The following is a 23,280-nucleotide window of genomic DNA, read 5'->3' on the forward strand; positions in this document are numbered from 1 at the left end:
GCGCTATGAAAAGAAAAATACTATCTCTGCTTTCTTTGACAATAGGATTTTTGGGATTTTCACAAACAGAAGTTTATTTTAAGTATGATGAAGCCGGAAATCAAAGATACCGCGGAACCAATTCGGCTGCTAAAACAGCTCCGGAAGAATCAAAAAAAGTTGAAGAAGTAAAAGTGACAACTGTAAAAGAAGAATCTGTCATTGATGAAAAGGCTTTCTGGAAGCAGGTCAGATTATATCCTGTTCCGGTTAATGATTACCTTACAATAGATTGGACAGAAGAAGTAGACGGGCTTATCGAATCTGTTTCATTATACCAGCACAGTACGGTACACTGGAAGTTCCAGCAGCAGAATATCCCGGATCTTAACAGGAAGCTGAAAATCAACATGACCGGCTATGATTGGGGAGTCTATGTAATACACTTTACATTAAAAGACGGAAGAGCATTCAGTAAAAATATCACCAAACGATAAAAACTTACAACCAAAATAATTATTAAGAACCATGAAAATAAAAATATTTTCATCATTTATACTGTCATTATTTGCAGTCATGGGCTTTTCCCAGACCATCCTGTATCAGGCAGAAACTACTACAAGAACAGTACAGGATCCGCAGACGGTCGTATTGGCTCAGGGATTTCAAGCATCAGGAAGTATATCGAATCCCTTTGTGGCAAAGATTGGACCTGGAACGGGAAACCCGGGTGGCGGTCCTACAGATTCTAATGCGGGTGCGAATAATCCTTCGGGAACGACAACATCTTCGACGGATCAAAAATTTCACGATACGAAGGGAAATATTGAAGTAAATGGAGGAGGACAGTTACAATTTACTTTACCTATAGCACTTCCTCCGGGAATAAAAACAGTGGCCCCACAATTAAATCTTGTATATACTAGCGGCGGTGGAAATGGCATTGCAGGGTATGGTTGGACTTTAATGGGAATTACTTCTATTTCCAGAATGGGCAGAAACATTGATAAGGATAAAGAAGCTAAGGAAATTAAAATTGATTATTCTGATTATTATAGCTTTAATGGACAGAGATTGATTTTAAAGTCAGGAGAATATGGTAAAGATGGTGCAGAATATGTCACTGAAAAATATTCGAATATTAAAATTAAATCAATGGGTACCCGAAATGGAATTCAGGGACCTATGCTTTTTCATGTGACATTTGAAGACGGATCTCAAGCTTGGTATGGAGATACTGTTTCTGATGATCCTGGGCATGTAAGTGCTGGAAGAACTACCATGGAATATAATATGGTAAAATGGATGGATGTACAAGGTAACTATATTACTTATGAATATGAAAAGAATGCTGCTATAACATCTTTAACAGCAATATCAGGTGAAGTCACGAAAATAAAAACAATTAAATGGGGTGGTAATGAAAAGGCAAATAAACCTCATTTTAATGAAATTCAATTTATTTATAATCTGGATAGAAATGTAAAAGAACTTTCTTATCATCAAGGATATTATTATAGTCAGAATAAACTTTTGAATGAAATTATCGTAAAAGCAAATTCAGCTGTTTTTAAAAGTTACAAGATTGCATATACTAACAATAATACCAGTTATCAGTTTGTAGACACTATTATTGAAACCAATGCTAATGGAGAGTCAGCCAATCCGATTAAATTTGACAGGAAAATTGATAATTCCACAATTAAAGGGAGTGAAATTTCTAATAATTTAAATTTAGATAATAAAAATATTTCTGATTTTGATGGAGACGGAAATCTCGATTTATTATATTATCAGACAGCAAGTAATGGTTATTACGAATGTTTAGATTATGACGATTACGGACATTGTGATAGAGAAGGAGATTATATAGAAGGTACTGTTGGTGGTACTTATATTACCTATAATAATTTTTTTGGTGCAAATTCTGTAAAAGTTTCTGATCTTAATCTTACAGGTGCCTTAGCTATTAATGCCACATTGGCAAATGATAAGATGCGACCGATAAAGTCTCTTTACACCCACAAAATAGAAGCGAATCAAATTAAATTTGATAAATATATTCTTGAAAACACTCAATATGTACTTAATCAGACTAAACTAGTTCCGTCATCATTGTATGATAAAACGTATACTCAACCCAGAGAAAAGCTTACTGACCCATACTATACAATTAGATCGTATGTAAGAGAATTCAGGGATGTGGATGTAAATGGAGATGGCTTGTCAGAAGTTTTATTTTCTGTAGAAAGTATCTCGACATTTTATCCTGGAGGTGGACATGGCGGATCGTTGGATCCTATAGAAGACCCTTCAATAGATCCGGGTACTGGCTCGGGATCTGGTTCTGGTGGTACATCAAATCCCCCGGCAACAATAACATCATACACAAGCTATGATTTTTATATTCTCAACCCAAATACTTCGATAAATGATGCTCACTGGGTTGGTTCTGGAACACGAGATATTCTTAAGGAAGCAATAGCAATGGATTTTGAAGGGGATGGAAAAGAAAATCTTGTGGAAATTACAAATAATTGGATCAATAGCAATTTCTTTGTAATAAATCAAGAGAACAAATATGTAATGCAAACTAATTATATTGGTTTCAGCGGAGAAAAGGCAGGAATTGTTTTTGGAGATTTCAATGGTGATAGTAAGATGGATTTTATTGTTCCTCAAGGTACCGAAACGTCAAATTGGAAACTTTATATAAATCCTGGCAAAACACTACCTGCAGGAAGTAGTTCACCAACTTTCAGAATACAGGATCTTAACAATTTCTCTTACTATACCAAAGAGCCGATAATAGTTGATAATACTTATCAAAGGCAGGTTGCAATCTGGCATTTTGCTAAAGATTTAAATGGAGATGGTAAAAGTGATTTGGTTCGCTTTGAGTCACAGATTTTTAAAGCTCACAAATGCTGCAAAGATTTAGATTCAAGAAGAGGTTTCAAGGTGATGGAATCAACAGGTGTTGATGCCAACGGAAATATTAAGTTTGAGACAAAATATGAAGAAGATCCTTGGGGAATGTACTCTGAGATCGGATCACATTGGATTCCAATAAATGTTTCGCTTCGTATCAACAAAGAAGATAATATCTTTTTTGTAAAGGTTGAAAACCATTTGTTTAAATACAGTTATTATGATGTAAAAAATAGAGAAAGAATTTATGCTATCAATCAAGGGGGAATAAAAACAGAAATTCAGTATAATGAACTGGATATAAATGATCCTGCAACACCAAATTTTTACAAACCAACTACAATTCAGACTTATCCGTATGTTCAGGTTGAACATATGCCGCAAAACTTTATTGTTACCCAGCTTAGGGAGGAGGGAAGAAAACAGGATTTCAAATATCGAGATCTAATCATTAATTTGCATGGTAAAGGAGTTATCGGGTACAGACAAGCGGCAAGATCCACATGGTATGCGGAAGGCTTTGAAAATACAAAAATATGGTCAGGAGCTGAAATTGATCCTTTCAATGAAGGAGTAACTCTTAAAGAATGGTCTATTAAAGCCAATGATGATACTAAAATATTTCCGACTAATATTTCTGAAAGTAATAATGAACTTTTGAATTTTAAATCAATAAACTATAAGAAAGATGAATTATTAAATGGACAGGTAATTACTAATAATATAGGCGTAGATAAGGCAAAAATTGTAACGGCGGTGGTTCCAATATCTACAATTGCCAAAGAGTTTTTAACAGGGAAAGTAACAGCAAATACTATTGCTTATGGTGATTACTACCTGCCACAACAAACCATATCCAACATCAATAATAATTACGGAATAACAACTTCAACTATTGAGTATGCTCATAATCCGGCTGGTCTTGGTTCTGATTATTTCATTGGCCGTTTGAAATCAAAAATAGAAACGGTTCAGGCGTATGGAGATACCAAATCAGGCAAAGTTGAATATACTTATGATGGTAATTTAATAAAAACTCAGAAAAACTGGAATAGAGATAATACAGGTTATGTATTAGAAACCTACGATTATGATGGTTTTGGTAATATTATAAAAACAGTTTCCAGCAATAGTGTTGATGCATTAACACAGACAATAATTGCTGAGTATGATGCAAAAGGAAGATTTGTTGTAAAGAAAACAGACAATTTGGGTCTCGAAACTAATATTGCTTATAACAGTTTTGGACAAATAACTCTGCAGACCGATCCTTTAGGAAATACCCTTGAAAACACATATGATGGTTGGGGAAAACTTTTAAAATCCAAAACAAATTTAGAAGGTACTACAACTTACCAATATATAAGAGATGCTAATTCCAATATCACCTTGATCCAATATCACTCTAATGGGAATATAACAAAAAAGTATACCAATAGATTAGGACAGGATTATAAGGTTGTAACGAAAGGTTTTGGTCAGAACACCTATGTTGCTAAATATTCTGTATATGATAAATTAGGAAGAAAGAGTAGGGAAACAGAACCTTATTTTGATCAGAATACTGAAGAATTACCAATCGATATTCAGTGGAATGTTAATACCTATGACGATAGTGTTTATCCTACTAAGGTAACCACTACTGGTTTGGCAAAAATAGATGGGCAGGGGCTTGTCACATCATTTATAGGTAAAAAAATGGAGTCTTACATATCAGGAAATACAACCACGGTAAAAGAAGTTAACGGATATGGAAGAATTACAACTAAAACTACTGATGCTTTAGGAAATGTGGTTACTTCAACAGATAAAGGCGGAAGTATTACATTCTCATATAATGCAGCAGGAGATCAGGTAAAGGTACAATATGGAGGAAATATCGTCACAACTAAGTATGATACTTGGGGGCGTAGATCAGAATTTTATGATCCCTCCAACGGATTATATAAATATGAATATAACGGATTCGGACAACCTAAAAAAATAATCAGTCCTAAAGGAACGAAAGAATTTATTTACAATACTTTAGGACAGCTTATCAGTCAAAAGGAACTTTCTACAACAGATGGCGGACAGGCAACTGATAAAACCATTACTTATGCCTATGACAATAAAGGAAGACTTACTTCTAAAAACGGAACTTCTAAAGGAAAGACTTACAGTTCGAATATTGCTTTTGATCAGCAGGGAAGGGTAGTATCATCTTCTGAGAGTAGTAATGAAAGATATTTTATCCAGAAAGGGATTGCTTATGATGACAAAGGAAGAGTTGTTTCATATGAAAAAAGCTTATACTCTTCCGGTGTTCTTACCAAAGTAAATGTTGAAAATATATACAGTGCCTGGAGTGGTGAGTTGTATCAGATCAAAGATAAAACTTCCGAAAAAATATTGTGGACACTTTTGGAAACCAATAGTAAAGGGCAGATATTGAAAGCGAATCTGGGAAAATCCAGAATTTTCAACAACTACGATGATAGTGGGATGTTAACTGGGATTGATCACCAGTACTGGCAACAGATGCAAGGTACTTCCGGTATTCTTCAAGTCAATTATTCATTTGATGCGATCAAAAATGAGCTGAAAAGCAGAAGTACATTAGGAGATTTCAACATTTTGGAAAGTTTTGATTATGATGATAATAACAGGTTAGTCAGCTGGACAAATCCTGTAACAGGAGTCAAACCAGCCAACAGAAACGTTTATGATGCCAAAGGAAGAATTCTTGAGAATGATCAGGTGGGTATCATAAAATATGAAAATTCAGCTAAGATCTATCAGCCAACAGGAATGACACTCAACGCAGCGGGAACCCAAAATTATAACAACGATCTCATCCAAAGCATTGCCTACAATGAAAACAATGATCCGGTATTTATAGATGGTGAAAAAGGTAATGTAGCATTCCAGTACGGCTTGACAAGCATGAGACAGCGTGTAACTTATGGAGGTAACTTCAGCATAGACGGAGATGGTAAGTTCACTAAATTTTATAGTGAAGATGGAAGTTTTGAAGTGGTAAAAGATAATACTACCGGTAAGGAAAAACATATTCTATATATTGGAGGCAATCCGTATGATTCAAATATTATATATTTAAAGAACTTTACTGAGAATACGGGTTCTTATAAATTCTTACACAAAGATTATTTAGGGAGTATTTTAGCGATTAGTGATGAGGCAGGTAATAAACTGGAACAAAGACATTTTGATGCATGGGGGAATTTTACCCATCTTCGAATAGGAACCGGACCTATTATAACAGATAAGAATATAATTGATAATTCTGCGTTATTGATAGATAGAGGGTATACCAGTCATGAACATTTTGCAGAAGTAGGAATTATTCACATGAACGGAAGGTTGTATGATCCGTTATTAAGAAGATTCTTAAATGCAGATGAGAATATTCAGGATCCTACCAATACGCAGAATTACAACAAGTACGGATATGTAATGAACAATCCGTTAATGTTTAACGATCCTACCGGAGAAGAGCTTGTCACCTTATTCGGCATCACTATGGCAGCAATTGTTAAGGCTATCATTATTGGTGCAGCAGTTGGATTGGCAGCTTATACAACAAGTCTTGCGGTAACAGGTAATTTTGATCAATGGAACTTATTGGGAGCCTTTAAGGCAACCTTTACCGGAGCCATCTCAGGAGCTGTTACATTCGGAATAGGAAGTTTATTTTCAGGCTCCGGCGGATGTATAACAACTGCGGCGCAGATGATCAAAGAAACTGTTGGGCAGGTAGGATTTGTTATGATACAAGCGGGAACACATGCTATTGCACAGGGAATATTAAGTGCTGTACAGGGAGAAAACTTTTTAACTTCCGCTGCTTCCGGTCTTTTAGGAAGCTTAGGTGCGTCTGCTTTTGGAGCAATTGCTAAAGGTGCCGCTAATACTACGGTAGGAACAGTGCTCTTTGGGGCATTTTCCGGAGGTGTCGGTGCCGAGCTTTCCGGAGGGAATTTCTGGCAGGGCGCTGTGATTGGAGGTATTGTGGCCGGATTGAACCATGAATTGCATAAGTTTAGTAGACCAAAGTATGTTATTGCAGGTATTTATGGAGCTGGAGGTGATGAAGCTAGTGATAACCCTCGTCTAAAAAAAATAGTAGAAAAGCAAGGAGGCAAAATGTTTACAAGTTCTTGGGGAACAAATGATCAAGAAATTATAGATTATTTGGTAAATGGTTACGAGGAAGGAAAATTAATAAAAATTTATGGACATAGTAGAGGTGGCGCAGCAGCAGTAAGAATTTCGAATAAATTAGGTGAAATGAATATTTATGTTGACGAAGTAAATTTATTTGATCCAGTAAGTTTGGGTGGAGATTTTGTATTTACTCATAATAATGTATTGCGCGTTAATAATTATTATCAAAGAAATCCTACAGATTGGTTAGGTAAGAAAGGCTTTTATAATGCAGATAATCCATTTCAAGGAAGTCCGGTAAGAAGAAGTGCCAAGTTCTCATATCCTATTATCAATCAAACTAATTATACAGGTCAATATTATAAACAAGGTGTACCAGTTAGTCATTTGAATATTATAAGAAAAGCATATGGTTTATAAGTTAATAATACTTTCATTTTTTAGTGTATTTATAATAGGTTGTAATGATAAAAAATCAGACTTAAAGAATCAGATTATTATATTTGTAAAAGTTATAGATTCTGAAACTAAACAACCGCGAGTTAAAGATACTGTAACGATAAGAAAAGGGAAATGGGGAATTCCTAGAAGATATGTTGAAATAGGACGATACGTTACGGATTCTTTGGGAATTGTTTCCTTTAAAATCAATAAGGAAAATCGTTATAGTTTTGAAACTGATGGACCAAATTTTGCTTTTGGTTCAGACGAATATGGTGAGGGAGAACTAAAAAATAATCAAGTGATTGTAATAAAAGTTATTCCTCCTGATAAAAAACATTTTAAAATTGAATAACAAAAAATTCTTTTACTAGCGCAAGTTTCTCATTTGCGCCTCAAGGTAAGAAGCCGTCTCATTTTACGAGACGGCTTCTTTTCATTACATTAAAGCCAATCGGACAAACCAAAAATCAGCTATATTTGTAATTCCCTGTAAGACATTACAAAAATTAAAACCACCAAATCCACCATGAAAAAACTCATCTTCATCCTCATAAGCCTTCTCATTCTCCTGATCATCATTGTTATAATTAAAACGTTCACCTATCCTTTTAAGAAAGCAAGCACCCAAACTGCTAAAAGCTGGAAAATGGTGAAAGATAATTCTGCTATTCAAAGGCTGTCGGGCGGCTTGAAAATCCCGACAGTTTCCTCGGGTGAAATGGGAGCATTCAATTATTCACCATTTGATACGATTAAAGAATATCTCAAAACTTCTTATCCGCTGATTTATCAGAATACAGAATTTGTCGAGACCAATACCTACGGTTTGGTATTCCGGTTAAAAGGCAGCAATCCTTCCCTTGATCCCATTTTATTTCTGTCACACACCGATGTGGTTCCTTCCGGAGATGCTGAAATAAAAGGTAAAAGTGAAAATATCTTCAGACCGGATGATAAACCTTTGCCTGCCGTATCAGATGTTTCGGAAAAATGGGATTTCGGACCGTTTTCCGGGGCTGTAGCGAATGGAAGGATTTACGGAAGAGGCTCCATCGATATGAAAGGAATGCTGTTCTCCCTTCTGGAATCTATGAATAACTTAATAAAAACAAAGCATGTTCCCCAACGGGATATTTATCTTGCCTTCGGATTTGATGAAGAAGTGGGCGGACAGCAGGGCGCCGTAAAGATTGCGGAATATTTTAAGACTAAAAATATACAGTTTGATGCCGTCTACGACGAAGGCGGCTTAATTCTGGAAAAAGGAAGCGTTTCGGGAATCGATTCAGATATCGCAGTAATCGGATGTGCCGAAAAAGGTTTTCTTTCCGTTAAAATAAAAGTAAAAGGTCTTGGCGGACATTCTTCTATGCCTCCTGCCGAAAGTGCTATCGGAAAAGCAGCGATTATCATGCAACGTCTTGAAAATGATCAGATGAAACCTTTCATGACACCACTTATCAATCAGTTTTTCACCAATGTTGGCGGCTCCATGCCTTTTGTGAACAGAATGGCTATCGCTAATCAATGGCTCCTGAAACCTGTGCTTCTTTCACAGCTTACAAAAAATAGTTCCACTAATGCGCTGGTTCGTACAACGACTGCTTTAACCATGATGAAGGGAAGCGATGCGCCTAATGTCCTTTCGCCCGAAGTAGAATTCGTGGTGAATTTCAGGCTTCTTCCCGGCAATACCGTAAACGATGTGAAAAAGCACATTGCAAATGCAACTAAAGGATTTGATGTGGAAATCGAAGAGATTGACACGGTAAAAGAAGCTTCTGCCGTTTCTCCTACCCATATAAAAGCTTATAAACTGATAGAATCTGCTATTAAGGAAATTCATCCGACAGCAATTGCAACACCTTACCTTACCGTGGGCGGTACAGATGCATACAAATACCAGATTGTCAGCAAAAATATTTACCGATTTATGCCGATAAAAATTAACAACGCCGAAAAGCAGTCCATCCACAGCACTAACGAATATCTCAGCATAGAAAATTACATGAAGATGATCCATTACTTTGAATATATCATGAGAAATTATGATCAATAATAAGTAATGATGAATAAGTAATAAATAATACGGTTAGTATTAACGATACGTCTTCCTGAGCGTGTAGCAGTCGAAAGATCTTCTAAATATACACCAAAAAAACAGGCGATCTCAGCATTAAAATCAATTCAAATCAAAAAAAATTAAAACAAAAAAATAATACGTCAAGTTTTGTCGCTTTACGCTATTAGCTTTGTCATATCAAAACAGCAAAGTTATGGAACTGCCATTATATTTAAGTTTTAACGAATTTGAAAACCGATATTACGACAATCTGGAAAAGTGGTTTGAAGAATACCGAAACACCTCCGAAACCGATTATCTGAAAGCGCTTGGAGAAATGTACAGTCCGTATTTGTATTATAATTTTGCCAATGACAGGGTGCAGGCGGATGCTACGATTCAGATTAAAGAATGTTCTTTTCCGTACCATGATAAAATCGGGATTTCTTTCTGTACGAATTGTGAAGATGGGAAAACTGCCAAAAGCACAAAAAATTTGCATCCTATTTTCGAGTGGAAAACAATCAGCATGATGGAATATGCGCAACATATTTTAGATAAAATCAACAGGCATATCCAAACCAATAAAGCTAAAGCTGATCAAAATATCCTGAACTATATCAATGATTACCATATTATCACTTCAAGAGACGGAGCAGGATATTGCGTCAACTACAATCAGCATCAGTCCGTACTCCCGTTTTTAAAAGCCTACCTTCCTGTTTACGGACAAACGGTTGATATCAGCATTTACAGGGACTTTATATCCTCTTTGGTTCAGATCGCAGAATTCATTGATAAAAAATTAAAGGAAGTATATGCTTTCGAAAATACCATTTATACCCGGCTGAAATCGGACGCTAAATTCAGGGTACAGACGAGTCACCACTTCCTTACAATTTGCAATTAAAACTAATACCAAATTCATATAGCTAAATTATAGTTTGAAATGGGTTGAGATTTTCAAACGCACCGCCTGACTTCAAAAAAGTCAGGCGGTTTTTTTTGAAAAAAATTATTAATTACCAATAACAATCCAGTCCTGCCCGTCACTTTGAATCTGGTAGCGCTGTCCGGAAGATATGGTAGTGATTGTAGCATTTGAAACATCATCATAAACTATAGCCCCTCCGGTTACCGTTATTGATTTTGCGCTGATTCCGTTGCTTCCGATCAGGATATAAATTCGGCCTTTGCATGTATTCGGGTTTGGCAAAACTATTGATGAAATCTGGTTAAATATCCGTATCGTGTAATGATCATTTGTTACCGTAAAAGCGCCGGTAGAAGTTCCGGTTGTATCATACTTCATAGACACAGAACCTTCAGCCTGAAGACTGGAGTGCGGTACACTGGTTCCTACACCGATTCTTCCGGTGCCTGTAACTACGACATCTTTTGTGTTGGTACCATCCCCGTCATAAAAAAATGCAAATCTGTTCGAAGCCGTTCCTACATTAGGCTGGTAAAAACCATAATAATTCGTAAATCCCGAAAGGCTGCTGTGTATTCCTGAATAAAAACCGTAATAATTGGTAACCGCTCCATTAATCTGCCCCGTAAATTCATTTGAAAATCCCATTATTTCAGTAGCATTGGACGCTGACCTAAAGTCGTAAGTATTGGTAAAGCCTTTAAAACTCGTGATATCCGTTACTTCTCCGCGGTATTCATTTAAAGTTCCGACAACATTAGGATAGTTGGCAGTCTGAACATTCCAGAGCCTGTTTCGGATAGCCCTGAAGGTGTTGGAAATTGTTGATCCGTTTCTCAGATAAAGTAAATTTTCAATTCCGAAAACATTTGCGGCTGAAGATCCGCTTTGTACGTCAAGCGTATTATTCAGAGAAATGACAGAACCGGTGTAAGACGAAGCAGGATTAAGGCTCATATTTACGTTGGTGAAAGAGCTTCCGGCAACTTCACTGCCAATCCTCATTCGTGTAATATTGTTTGTTCGGATTGCCAGGCTTTTATTGTCGGTGTTTCCCAAAAAGTGTGTAGTGTCGGAAGTTCCGGCATTTCCACTGGTATTCCAAATGTCGTTGTTTTCCAGTCTTTTCCATATACTTCCGTTGAAATAATAAAATCCTTCCGAATATACAGACGTATCTGTGTTCCATACCAGGAGTGATTTCTGAGGGTTGGCTACAGGATTGGTAGTTAAATTAACCCGGGGAATTAGTAAGCCTTTGCTAGTAGCCTGAAGATCTAAAACAGAAGAAGGATCGGGATTTGTTGTCCCTATTCCTACCTGAGAATAAAGCATGAAGCTTTTAAAACTCATTAGAATAAAAATTTTTCTCATATCATGTATTTTTATCAAAGAAAAGAAATTGGCTTTAATTATGCAATTTTTATTTTACAAATTTAACAGTCTGGCAATCAATGTATAATAAAATGTCATAAAAAAGATACATCTCGCAAGTGCGATATTTGATAAAAGAAAATTTTAGAAAATGAATTTCTTGGTTAAATAAAAAAAAACGCTGATTAATAATCAACGTTTTTGCAGAGAGGAAGGGATTCGAACCCTCGATACAGTTACCCGTATACTACCTTTCCAGGGTAGCTCCTTCAACCACTCGGACACCTCTCTATTTGAGATTGCAAAAATAAGGGAATTTATTGAATATGCAAATTATTATTACAATTAGTAGGAAATTTCTCCACAAAGGCTTTTTGAAAAATTAACTGCGAAGCTTCCATCGTAATTTGGATTGTCAATTAGATGCATCGCTTTTGTAATAGCGCTTTCAGCGGTCATGTCTCTTCCGCTGATGGCTCCGATTCTGGAAAAAACATTGCTGTTTTCATACTTCCCGAAGGAGATTCCTCCTGAAATACACTGGCTTACCACTACGATTTCCGTTCCGTTGTTACGGATCTGCTGTAACGTTTCCACCGTTTTATCGCTGCTGAAAATGGTTCCCGAGCCAAAAACCTGAAGGATCAGTACTTTCATTTTTGGGATTTCCTTAAAATGGTTAAGGTTCATTCCGGGAAAAATTCTCCAAAAAATAATATCTTCCGAAATATGGTCATCCACATGAAATTCAATGCCGGGTTCACAGCGGTGAAGATTTTCTTTTATAATATTAAGATGCACTCCCGATTGCCCTAAAATCGGATAGTTCGGACTGGCGTATGCATCAAAGTATTCAGCAGAATATTTCAGCGTACGGTTTCCACGAAGCAATTTGTATTCAAAATAAATGGCTACTTCCTGAATAACGGCCTCATTGTTTTCATATAAGCTTGCATAATAAAGGCTGGTTAAAAGGTTTTCCTTTGCGTCTGTTCTCAGATCGCCTATGGGAAGCTGAGAGCCGGTAAGAATCACCGGCTTTTTAAGTCCTTTCAGCATAAAACTCAGTGCTGAAGCTGTATAAGACATTGTATCTGTTCCGTGAAGAATTAAGAAACCGTCATAATTGTGATAATTTTTATGAATATAATGAGCGATAATTTTCCACTCTTCCGGGCCCATATCGGATGAATCCAGCGGTTTTGAAAAAGGGTGAACGAAAACTTCACATTCCATCAGCGTCATTTCCGGCATTTTTTCAAAAATATTTCCAAAATCAAATGCACGGAGGCTTCCGGTTTCATAATCTTTTTCCATACCGATGGTTCCGCCAGTATAGATTAAAAGGACTTTTCGTTTCATAGATGATTTTTATTAGATTTTCAAACCCTGTTCAGAAGGATTCCTCAAAATTACGTTAATTTGCAAAGATTTGAAAATGAATGGAAGATTTAGCAAAAACTTTTGACTATTTAAAGCAGTTCCTGACGGAGGAAAGACTTTCTAAAATTGAACATTTCTCTGTAGAAAGTTCGGATTTTGTTTTACCCGTGGTGGAAGATATTTACCAGTTCCGTAATGCAGCGGCAATTGTACGTTCGGTGGAAGCCTGCGGTTTTCATAAGGTGGTGGCTTTACAGGAGGAATACAGTTTTGAACCTAACCTTCGTGTCACTAAAGGCGCAGATACCTGGGTTGATGTTGAAAAACTTCCCCGAAATATGGAGTCTTTTCAAAAAATCAGGGACAGGGGTTATAAAATAGTCGCCGTTTCGCTGGAAAATGATGCTGTAATGCTTCCGGATTATCAGATCACAGAACCTGTTGCTCTCGTTTTCGGAACCGAAATGGAAGGCGTTTCCCGTGAAATCCTTGATTTTGCCGATGAAATACTGGCCATTCCGATGTATGGTTTTACGAAAAGCTTCAATGTTTCGGTGGCAGCTTCAATCTGCATGTATGAACTAAAGCAGAAACTCATTAAATCAAATATCAACTATAAGCTAAATGATGAAAAGCTGTTAAAAATGAAAATCCGTTGGGCCGTTAATTCTATCCGAAGCGGGCAGCAGATTTTTGAGAAGTATCTTAAAGATCATTGTCTTGAAAAGGTTTTTGAAAGCTAATCATCTCTTTACATTCATTTCTCTTAAAAAGATGATATTATTCTATATGTTTATTCAGAGAGTATTTCTAATTTCTCTTTGCATTTAATATTATTTTCCAACCTGAAAAGAAAAAACCGCATCTCTATTATTATACGACAAGTTTTGTCGTTTACCGGTTATATCTTTGCTAAATATTTAAAATACCATTCTAATTAATATTTATAATATTATTCACAAAAATTTGATATTGTATATCTTTTAAAAGTAACATAAAAACAATATTTTTGCGACAGTTTTAAATTAATAATCAACACAACTCGAAATAAACATTAGGAATGAATAAAATCTACTCAGGAGCATTTTTCTTGTGCTCTGTTCTGGGCATTTCTGCCCAGGAAGTGGTCTGGCAGAAAGACATTAAATCCTCCACGCAGGATTTTCTTTCCCAGGTTACCACGACCATTGATCAGCAATATCTGATAACCGGCAGTTCTATCCAGACAGGAAATGGCATGCCCAAAGCTGGAAGTAAAAGCCAGATGCCAAATGCCAACAGGCAGCAGCCCAACAACGGCTACGATTTTCATTTGGTTAAATTAAATCAGCAGGGAGAAGAAGTCTGGGAAAAATATTTCTCGGGACAAAACCACGATTTCTTATCGGCTACGGTGAATACGCAGGAAGGAGGCTTTCTTTTGGCAGGTACCTCGTTCAGCGGAAAAGGCTTAGACAAGAAAGAAGATTCCAAAGGCGGATCGGATATCTGGCTTATTAGAATTAATGAATTCGGCGATGAACTGTGGCAGAAAACCATAGGCAGTGCTTCGGATGAAGAAGCCAGAGCGGTAATTCAGACGACGGATATGGGATTTTTTGTGGCGGGAAATAGAACGACAGGTTCCCTTCGAGAGCCTCAGGGAACGGTTGGTTACGGATCCAAAGATGTTCTTATTGTACGACTTGATAAAAACGGAAAGGAATTATCGCAGCTTATTCTAGGCGGAAAAGGATTAGATGAAGTTGAGAAGATGATTCCTACGAAAGACGGAGGTGCATTATTGGGAGTGTATTCCAGAAGCGGAGCTCTGACTATGAATGATAATGGTTCTCAGAATCAAGGTTCAGCATCCGGAATCAATCATCAATCATCAGCCATCAATCATGCTAAAGCCAGCGGCAATTTCGGTGAGGGCGATTACTGGATTATCAAGCTGAATAAAGAGGGCAAAGTAGAATGGGAAAAGAATTTCGGCGGAACAGGAGATGATCATTTAAGAACGCTTGCATTAACCTCTACAGGTTATTTAATTGGCGGAGAATCAAGATCGGAAAGATCCGGAAATAAAACCGTGGGCATTGAAGAAGGAACGGATTTATGGCTGATTTCTTTAAACGAAAGAGGGGAAGAGCTCTGGCAGAAATCCTACAATTTTAAAAATAGGGATGTTCTGATGGGAATGAGCGTGCTGCATGCTTCAGATGATAAGTCATCAAAAGGCATTTTACTGGGAGGTTACACCCAGGCAGAAGGAAGAATAGAAAGCGATGATGAAACGTTTTGGATGCTGTATTTGGATCAGAACGGGAATGAACAGTGGCGAAAGCATGTGAAAGGAGAATCGCGAAAAAGAGAGGAAAGGCTTTCTGATATCAAGCTGAACAAGGATGGCTCCATAATTCTGGCGGGAACGAGTGCTGAAGAATTGGGGAAAGAAAACTGGAAGATTGTAAAACTGGGGGATAAGCAGATTGACCAGCTTATTGAAAAGCAGGATATCAGGATCTACCCGAATCCGGTGAGTGATTATGCATATGTGGAGATCGGAATCCCTTCGACAAGCTCAGGGCAGGGGTTTGAGGCCGAAATCGTGGTGTACGACATGGGCGGAAGACAGCTTCAGAGCTTAAAAACTAAAAATAAGGTGACCAAGATCAATACCCAGAATCTGGTTCAGGGAGCGTATCTGGTGACCGTGAAAACGAATGATAACAAAACGGCGAATGCTAAACTGATTAAGAAATAAAATGAAGAAATATGTATTTAAAGCACTTTTTAGTGTGATTTTAGGTGCAACACTATCATATGCACAAAATACTGGAAATGTAAAATCACCCCAGACTTACCAATTAGAAAAGTATGGGAATATACCTGTCAACCTGAATACCGGGAGCAATGCTTACGGAATTAATCTTTACAACTATCCTGATATTTATATGAATGAAGGTTTTAGCATAGATTTAAAATATTATGGGACAGGATATGTTCCGTCAAAAAAATCAAACTATGTTGGTTTAGATTGGTCTTTGCATTTTGGAGGATCCATTAGTAGAGATGTGCGGGGAATTCCTGATGACTTTTTTCCTGAGGCCAGATCTTCCTCGAATGTATATGGATATCTTGCAGGTGTTAGAAATTGTAATCAAAATAACTATCAGATTTATACTAATAACTACAATGCATATATTGATAAAGGTGTTAAAGTAGGAATTATTTGTGGTTCAAACACACATGAACTAGAACCGGATAAATTCAACTTTAATTTTATGGATAAAAGCGGATATTTTTTTATTGGTAATAACGGAATACCTATTATTGTATCACAGGATAAAGGTTTAAAAATTGATATTTCTGAATTATCTGATAGCCAACCTTTTAAATCCTTGAATGATGGGTCTCAATGTCTGACTAAACGATCAGTCATTACAATTACTGACGGAAAGGGAATAAAATATTTTTTCGGAGGCGATTATGAAAATTTAGACATATACTATCCGCTGGTTGATCAGGCTACTGAAAGGAAATTTATTATTAACTCCTGGAACCTTTTCAAAATAGAATATCCTAATGCTAATGTAATTGAAGTAAAATATAGAAAAGAAACAATTAATACTCTGGATCGAAATTTCTGTTTTGACCGCAGTTTTCTTACTAACGTACAGGAGCCTTTTCAATTGATGCTTGAGCAGACCTTTATAAATAGCCAGGAAATAAATGCTGAAAATATAAACTATAATACAAGCACTGGAAATGTGTTTTATGATGGGACGGTATACTGGGGTAGCAGTAGCAGCAATAGTGATTCAGGAATTAAACAAAAGGTTGCGGCTACAAAGAAAAGTCTGCCTCAGAGTATCTTAATCAATGGAGTGGAAATTGCGTATTTTTCTTACGAACGATTTGATAAATATGCAACTTGGTCTATTCCTTCTTATAAGCTTACAAATATTCAGTTAAGAAACCAAGTTGGGCAAGGAACCAAAGATGTAAAACTCAGTTATTACCGCTATAAAGATGTTTTTTTTCTGGAAAAAATTCAACAGTATAGAAAATCGAAGTTTTCGTTTGATTACCTGCAAGAATATTCTTTTGATTACTATAGTAAAAATGCCTTACCTGAAGAAAGTACTATGGGAATAGATTATTGGGGGTATTGGAACGGTAAAGTTAATAATAAGCTAATACCTAATTTTACCGTAAATAAGGAGACTGATGAATATTCGTTTACGGAACCGATCAGAGATACTGACCCAAGTTATTGCTCTACAGCTTTATTAAAGTCAATTACCTATCCTACAAAAGGAAGAACTGAATTCTTATATGAACCACATAATTATTCACAAAAATTAGACAGAACCTTGTCTTCGGAATTTAAGAATACTTTAATTTCTTCAGCTGGGAACATTGGCGGAGGACGTGTGCAAAAAGTGATTAATTATACAGAAGCAGGAGCTGTAGCAGATACTAAGGAATATAAATATGTTAAGAATTATACACCAGGCGGAACAAATAATGTCTCCAGTGGTATTTTGTCTAATTATTATCGAAATCTTATTTATTTAGCTGCTACAAATTTTTTTAGTAAATATGAAAGACTTGATGTTTATTCGGATAACATTATTGAAACGGCAATGAATTCATTTCCTGTTTTATATTCTGAAGTAACAGAAGTATTAAGCAATGGGGGCTTTGTTAAAAATTATTTTACGGATTATTTAACGCATCCTGATAATAATGAAGTAAAAACTATTGACAATAATAATTCGCCGGTACCGTTTACCTTTTTTCCTAATAATATAAAAAATATATCACTTCCCTACTTTTCGGCAGGATTTAAAAGAGGTCATATATTCAAACAGGAATTTTATGACAATAATTTTGTTAAACTTAAAGAAATCAATACCCAGTTTGAGGATGTGGCTAAAGTCTTAGAATTAACAAATTATGCAACAAACGTTTCAGGTATTTATGAACGCAATCACTATATCAAGCAGTTTGGAGGTACTTTTGCACCTGTAGTATCTACCATTAGTGAATATTCGTCTTCTGGAATATATACTTCACAGGAAAAGTATACCTACTCTCCAGACATTCCTCAGGTTCTTTCAAGTACAGAGACTACAGATTCTGATGGAGTGAGCATTTATACCGATTATGCCTATCCAAGCAATGGCACATTGATGAAGAATGCCAATATGGTTGAGATTCCTACATTAATAGCTACCAGGAAAAATGGTAAAATCATTAATATGAGCGGAATTGTGTTTGATAAAAATGCTTCAACGAACAATCTGTTGCTTCCTGTTTCAAAACTTACGGGCGAAATTAACACTGGTGCAACAATGACGGATGTTACCTTCGATTTATATGATGATAGAGGCAACATATTGCAGTATACGTCTGCAGATGGCATTCCGGTAACCATGTTATGGGGGTATAACCAAACATTGCCGGTAATAAAAATTGAAGGGATTACTTATGCTGCGCTGGCAGGAATCTTAGGCTTTGCCAATACTAATACTGGATACAAAACACTTCAGGCAATAAGTGCTACTGCTTCTTATTCAGAAAGTTATGAGACTCAGACACTGATCCCTCTTCTGGATAATATCAGATCTAATGCCTTATTAAAAGATTATCCTATTACAACTTATACTCATAAGCCGCTGGTAGGAGTTTCCAGTATTACTCCGCCTTCCGGAATCAGAGAATATTACAGGTATGACAATGCAAACCGATTACAAAAAATAGTAAACAGCGAAGGAAAAATCCTGAAGAAATTTGAATTCAACTACAAGCAATAAAATTTATGAAAAAAAATATAATCTTATCAACAATATTGTTTGCAGTAGGGCTGTTTCCCGCACAGACAATTACACCCAGTATTTCCGAAAATTATATACTAACTAAAAGTTATATTGCAAAAGATGGAGATACGATTTCTAAACCTCCCGTAACAAATATCCAATACTTCGATGGGCTTGGAAGACTAAAACAAAGTGTGGATGTAAAAGTTACCCCGCAAGGTAGAGATCTTGTAAATCATATTGAATATGATGCGGCAGGAAGGCAGGTTAAAGACTATCTCCCGATTCCCCAGACAGTAAGCCAAAATGGAGCAATATATTCAAACCCTTTAAATTCCTCTTTTTATGGGAGTGAAAAAATATATGGTGAGAAAATATTGGAAAATTCTCCGATGGACAGGATTAAACAGCAGGTAAATGTCGGAAGTGCATGGACATCAAAGCCGGTAACCTATCAATATGAAACCAACGTATCAAACGAGGTGAAAAATATAAGGATACAGACTTTGCAATTAGCTGACGGCACAGAGAACTCTTATTTGGCAAAAGGAACTTCTTATTTGGCAGGAACCTTACTGAAAAATGTTGTAATAGATGAGGATGGGAATAAAACCATTACATTTACTGATAGAACAGGTAATACTGTATTGGTAAGAAAAGTATTGACTACTTCTGAAAATCAGGACACGTACTATCTCTATAACAACCAAAAGCAGCTGGTATATGTGATATCACCCTTAGCATCCAAAAAGATCAATGAGTTACCTGGTCCGGCAATCACTCAGGTGCCTGATGATATCATCACACAGTTGTGTTATCAGTATAAATATGACGGCAGAAACCGTTTAATTGAAAAAAAGCTTCCTGGCAAAGGATGGGAATATATGTTGTACGACAGACAGGATAGACTGGTGGGAACCCAGGATACTGTTCTGAAAGCAAAAGGACAATGGCTGTACACTAAATATGATCAATTCGGGAGAGTGGCAATTACCGGAATCGGAACAGGAGAAGAGAGAAGTGTGGAACAGGTTACTGTTGATAGTTTCGGATCAAACAATGTTACCCGGATTAATACTCCGTTTTTTAACAGACAGGGAATGGATGTGTATTATAATAATCCGGACGGAAGTTATCCCGAGTCGTCCCATTGGGTAACCTTGTTGTCTTTAAAATATTATGATTCCTACCCGGCATACGGCTTTAACCCAATGTTCCCAACAAGCATTTTAGGAGAACCTACTCTTACCGAAACGCCCACCGCAGAAGGATTAAGCACCAAGAGCCTTCCGGTGATGAGTTTGGTGAAAAATATTGAAGATGACAATTGGACGAAGAATTACACCTACTACGACAAAAAGGGCAGAGCCATTGGAAGCTATTCCATTAATCATTTAGGCGGCCGTACCCAGACAGAATCCAAACTGGATTTTGCAGGCGTTGTCCAGCAGAACATTACCCGCCACAAAAGGTTGAGCACGGATACGGATAAAGTGATCACCGAAAACTTTACCTATGATACCCAGAACAGGCTTTTAACCCATACCCATAAGGTTGACAACAATCCGGCAGAATATCTAGCACAAAACAGCTATAACGAACTCTCACAGCTTTCAGGAAAGAAAGTCGGAGGGACATCTCCATCCGTTCCGTTACAGGATGTAAGCTATACCTATAATATCCGTGGCTGGATGACCCAGATCAATGATGTTGCTAATCTTAACGGAAAACTTTTCGGATATAAGATTAAATATAATGATCCTGAAAATGCGGCAGCTAAATTTAATGGGAATATTGCTGAAGTTGACTGGATCACGGGAACAGTAACCAATGGTTCCAAACGGAGATATTCTTATCAGTATGACAATCTCAACAGGCTTCTGCAGGGAACATATTCAGAACCGGGATCATCGGTACTAAGCAATGATTACTACAACGAAATTCTGAGCTATGATCTCAATGGAAATATCAGTACGCTGAAAAGATTCTCAAGACCAGGCTCCGGAACTACTGCCGAGAAAATTGATGATCTGGTGTATAATTATACCGGTAACCGATTGGATATGGTCACACTTCCTGTCGGCGTTGCTAATAACCCGTCTGGTTATAATGCACTTCAAAATAGCATTACGTATGATGTAAATGGCAACATGACCAGTAATCTCGATAAAAGAATTTCAGAGATTGGTTATAATTTTATGAATCTTCCATCAGTAATTACTGTTGGGAGCGGGAAATCAGCATCTCAGACGAATTATCTTTACAGGGCAGATGGAATGAAAGTAGAAAAAACCATTTTTCAAAATAATGTTGCCAACACTACTCTGTATCTTGATGGTTTCCAATACCAGTTTTCCCAAGGTTCCGTAGCTGGATCTGAACTGAAATTTGTACCTACTTCCGGAGGATATTTTAATTTTGAAAATAATAGGTATATTTACAACTACACAGATCATTTAGGAAATACAAGGGTAAGCTACTTCCACAATGGCAGCGGAATAGAAGTTCTTGAAGAAAACAACTACTATCCTTTCGGGTTGAAGCATGAAGGGTATAATGTATTGACGGGAAATCCTTCTTATCAGTATAAGTACAACGGTAAGGAGCTCCAGGAGACCGGAATGTATGACTACGGCTGGAGATTTTACATGCCAGATATTGGAAGATGGGGTGTTGTGGATCCGTTGGCTGAAATGTATAGAAGATATTCACCATATAATTACACGGTAAATAATCCTATTAATTTTACAGATCCGGACGGAAGATGGGTTAAAGGCGCTGGATTTTTTAATAACCTTTTTAAATCTGATGCTAGAATTCATGCAGAGCAATGGGCAGATCAATTAGGTTCCGGATATTATAATGTAACTGTCAATAGAGGAAATAATGGGACTTGGGATGTTACCTCTCATACACTTATATCCAGTGTTAAAGATACTTTTAATTCCAAAGGACTAGCTAATACCCTTTATATACCTTATTCTCAGGGAGGAGGCTTAGGTACTGTTCCATCATCTGGGGATCCTTGGGGGCCAAAATTTAGTTCTGTTCCTGAATCTCGTGGTAAAACGGATATTCAGATGCAAGTTTCGGAGCATCCTTTTGTACAAGCTGCTGCCATTGGCTTACTGACTGGAGGAGTTGGGAATATAATTAGAAATGCATCACAACCTGCAAATTATGTTTATAGAGCTTTAACCAATGCAAATGCTGAATCATTAGCTGCTGGTGAAGGAATATATGGTAAGGCAGTAAATGGTACTTGGAGTTTAGAGGAACATTTAATACGAGGTTCTAGTCCAAAATCATTTCTAAATGATCCATGGATATCAACTACTACTGATTTAAATGTAGCAAAGTCATTTTCTAGTGGTAATGGTATAATAAGAATAAATTTATCTAAGATGGCGCCAGGTGCAGTAATAGAAAATGGGGGAATGATATTGCCTAGATCATCTGCTGGATATCACTATTCTATCTGGCAGCAAGAAGTTTCTATTTTAGGAAGAGTTCCTCAAAATGCAATAAAAGTTATTAAATAAATGAATACAATAAAATTTTATAAAACAGACGAGTCTTACGGTTTTTTTTCTAATTTTTCCCCACATCCGGTTTTTATTAAAAATGAACTGTGGCCAACAACAGAACATTACTTTCAAGCTAGCAAATTTGAAGATAATGTTATAAGAAATAAAATTAGAAATATAAAATCACCTATGGAAGCTGCTAATGAAGGTAGAAATCGAAATAATAAACTCCGTCAAAACTGGGAAGATATTAAGGATAAAATAATGTATGAAGGATTATATTTTAAATTTTTGCAACATCCTAAACTTAGAAAAGAATTAATTTTGACAGGAGATAATATTTTAATTGAACATACTACAAATGATAATTATTGGGGTGATGGTGGAGATGGATTGGGAAAAAATAAATTAGGCATTTTATTAATGAATCTCAGAAAGGATATTAAAAATATATCGCCCGATCCCGATCTCATTCTTCCTCCTTGGATTCCTTTTCCTTCTATTGATCAAAATGATTTATTTTGGAGAATGGGATTAGGAGAAGACTATCTTATAGAGTGGTCAAAATACTATTTACGATTAACGGACAATATTATTTATGAGAGAAATTTTCCTGAAAATAAAGACTGGGAAGGTATTTATGATTAAACTCGATCTCCCTTAGCTGGT

The 23,280-nt window shown here is 36.5% G+C and carries 12 protein-coding genes and 1 tRNA gene; 10 read left to right on the forward strand and 3 right to left on the reverse strand.

Annotation, left to right across the window (positions count from 1 at the left end):
- Positions 1-5: 5 nt before the first annotated feature.
- The 5 genes from SOP96_RS06680 (at position 6) to SOP96_RS06700 (ending at position 10,493) form a co-directional block, all read left to right on the forward strand.
- Positions 6-476, forward strand: a complete 471-nt coding sequence (locus SOP96_RS06680) for a hypothetical protein (protein ID WP_326320220.1) — start codon at positions 6-8, stop codon at positions 474-476.
- Between the two features lie 31 nt (positions 477-507).
- Positions 508-7,497, forward strand: coding sequence for an RHS repeat-associated core domain-containing protein (locus SOP96_RS06685; protein ID WP_326320221.1), 6,990 nt, complete (start codon positions 508-510; stop codon positions 7,495-7,497).
- Entirely contained in the window at positions 7,487-7,873 is a 387-nt protein-coding gene (locus SOP96_RS06690) for a hypothetical protein (protein ID WP_326320222.1), read from the forward strand. Before SOP96_RS06685 ends, SOP96_RS06690 begins: the two co-directional genes overlap by 11 nt.
- Positions 7,874-8,047: 174 nt before the next feature.
- Complete coding sequence (locus tag SOP96_RS06695) at positions 8,048-9,580, forward strand: M20/M25/M40 family metallo-hydrolase (RefSeq protein ID WP_326320223.1); 1,533 nt, start codon at positions 8,048-8,050, stop codon at positions 9,578-9,580.
- A gap of 217 nt (positions 9,581-9,797) precedes the next feature.
- Positions 9,798-10,493 carry a hypothetical protein gene (locus SOP96_RS06700; RefSeq protein WP_326320224.1) on the forward strand — a complete coding sequence of 232 codons (696 nt, stop codon included), beginning with the start codon at positions 9,798-9,800 and terminating at the stop codon, positions 10,491-10,493.
- A gap of 108 nt (positions 10,494-10,601) precedes the next feature.
- On the opposite strand, the gene SOP96_RS06705 is transcribed toward SOP96_RS06700, so the two are convergent.
- The 3 genes from SOP96_RS06705 to SOP96_RS06715 all read right to left on the reverse strand — a co-directional run bounded on the left by SOP96_RS06705 (position 10,602) and on the right by SOP96_RS06715 (position 13,253).
- The gene (locus SOP96_RS06705; RefSeq protein ID WP_326320225.1) at positions 10,602-11,891 is read right to left on the reverse strand and encodes a hypothetical protein; all 1,290 of its coding nucleotides are present in this window, start codon (positions 11,889-11,891) and stop codon (positions 10,602-10,604) included.
- Between the two features lie 204 nt (positions 11,892-12,095).
- Positions 12,096-12,182, reverse strand: a tRNA-Ser gene (locus SOP96_RS06710).
- Between the two features lie 54 nt (positions 12,183-12,236).
- Positions 12,237-13,253, reverse strand: a complete 1,017-nt coding sequence (locus SOP96_RS06715; protein ID WP_326320226.1) for an asparaginase — start codon at positions 13,251-13,253, stop codon at positions 12,237-12,239.
- Positions 13,254-13,333: 80 nt separating this feature from the next.
- Here SOP96_RS06715 and SOP96_RS06720 point away from each other — a divergent pair, with 80 nt between their 5' ends.
- From SOP96_RS06720 to SOP96_RS06740, 5 genes are all read left to right on the forward strand, one after another.
- Complete coding sequence (locus SOP96_RS06720) at positions 13,334-14,017, forward strand: TrmH family RNA methyltransferase (protein ID WP_326320227.1); 684 nt, start codon at positions 13,334-13,336, stop codon at positions 14,015-14,017.
- A gap of 317 nt (positions 14,018-14,334) precedes the next feature.
- On the forward strand, positions 14,335-16,023 hold the full coding sequence (locus SOP96_RS06725; RefSeq protein ID WP_326320228.1) for a T9SS type A sorting domain-containing protein: 1,689 nt from the start codon (positions 14,335-14,337) through the stop codon (positions 16,021-16,023).
- A gap of 1 nt (position 16,024) precedes the next feature.
- A complete protein-coding gene (locus SOP96_RS06730) occupies positions 16,025-19,081 on the forward strand; it encodes a hypothetical protein (RefSeq protein ID WP_326320229.1) in 3,057 nt (1,018 codons plus the stop codon).
- Between the two features lie 5 nt (positions 19,082-19,086).
- Positions 19,087-22,626, forward strand: coding sequence for a DUF6443 domain-containing protein (locus tag SOP96_RS06735; RefSeq protein WP_326320230.1), 3,540 nt, complete (start codon positions 19,087-19,089; stop codon positions 22,624-22,626).
- Complete coding sequence (locus SOP96_RS06740; RefSeq protein WP_283423573.1) at positions 22,627-23,259, forward strand: NADAR family protein; 633 nt, start codon at positions 22,627-22,629, stop codon at positions 23,257-23,259.
- Positions 23,260-23,280: the final 21 nt, after the last annotated feature.

This window comes from Chryseobacterium salviniae (genome assembly GCF_035819015.1).
GTDB classification, from domain to species: domain Bacteria; phylum Bacteroidota; class Bacteroidia; order Flavobacteriales; family Weeksellaceae; genus Chryseobacterium; species Chryseobacterium salviniae.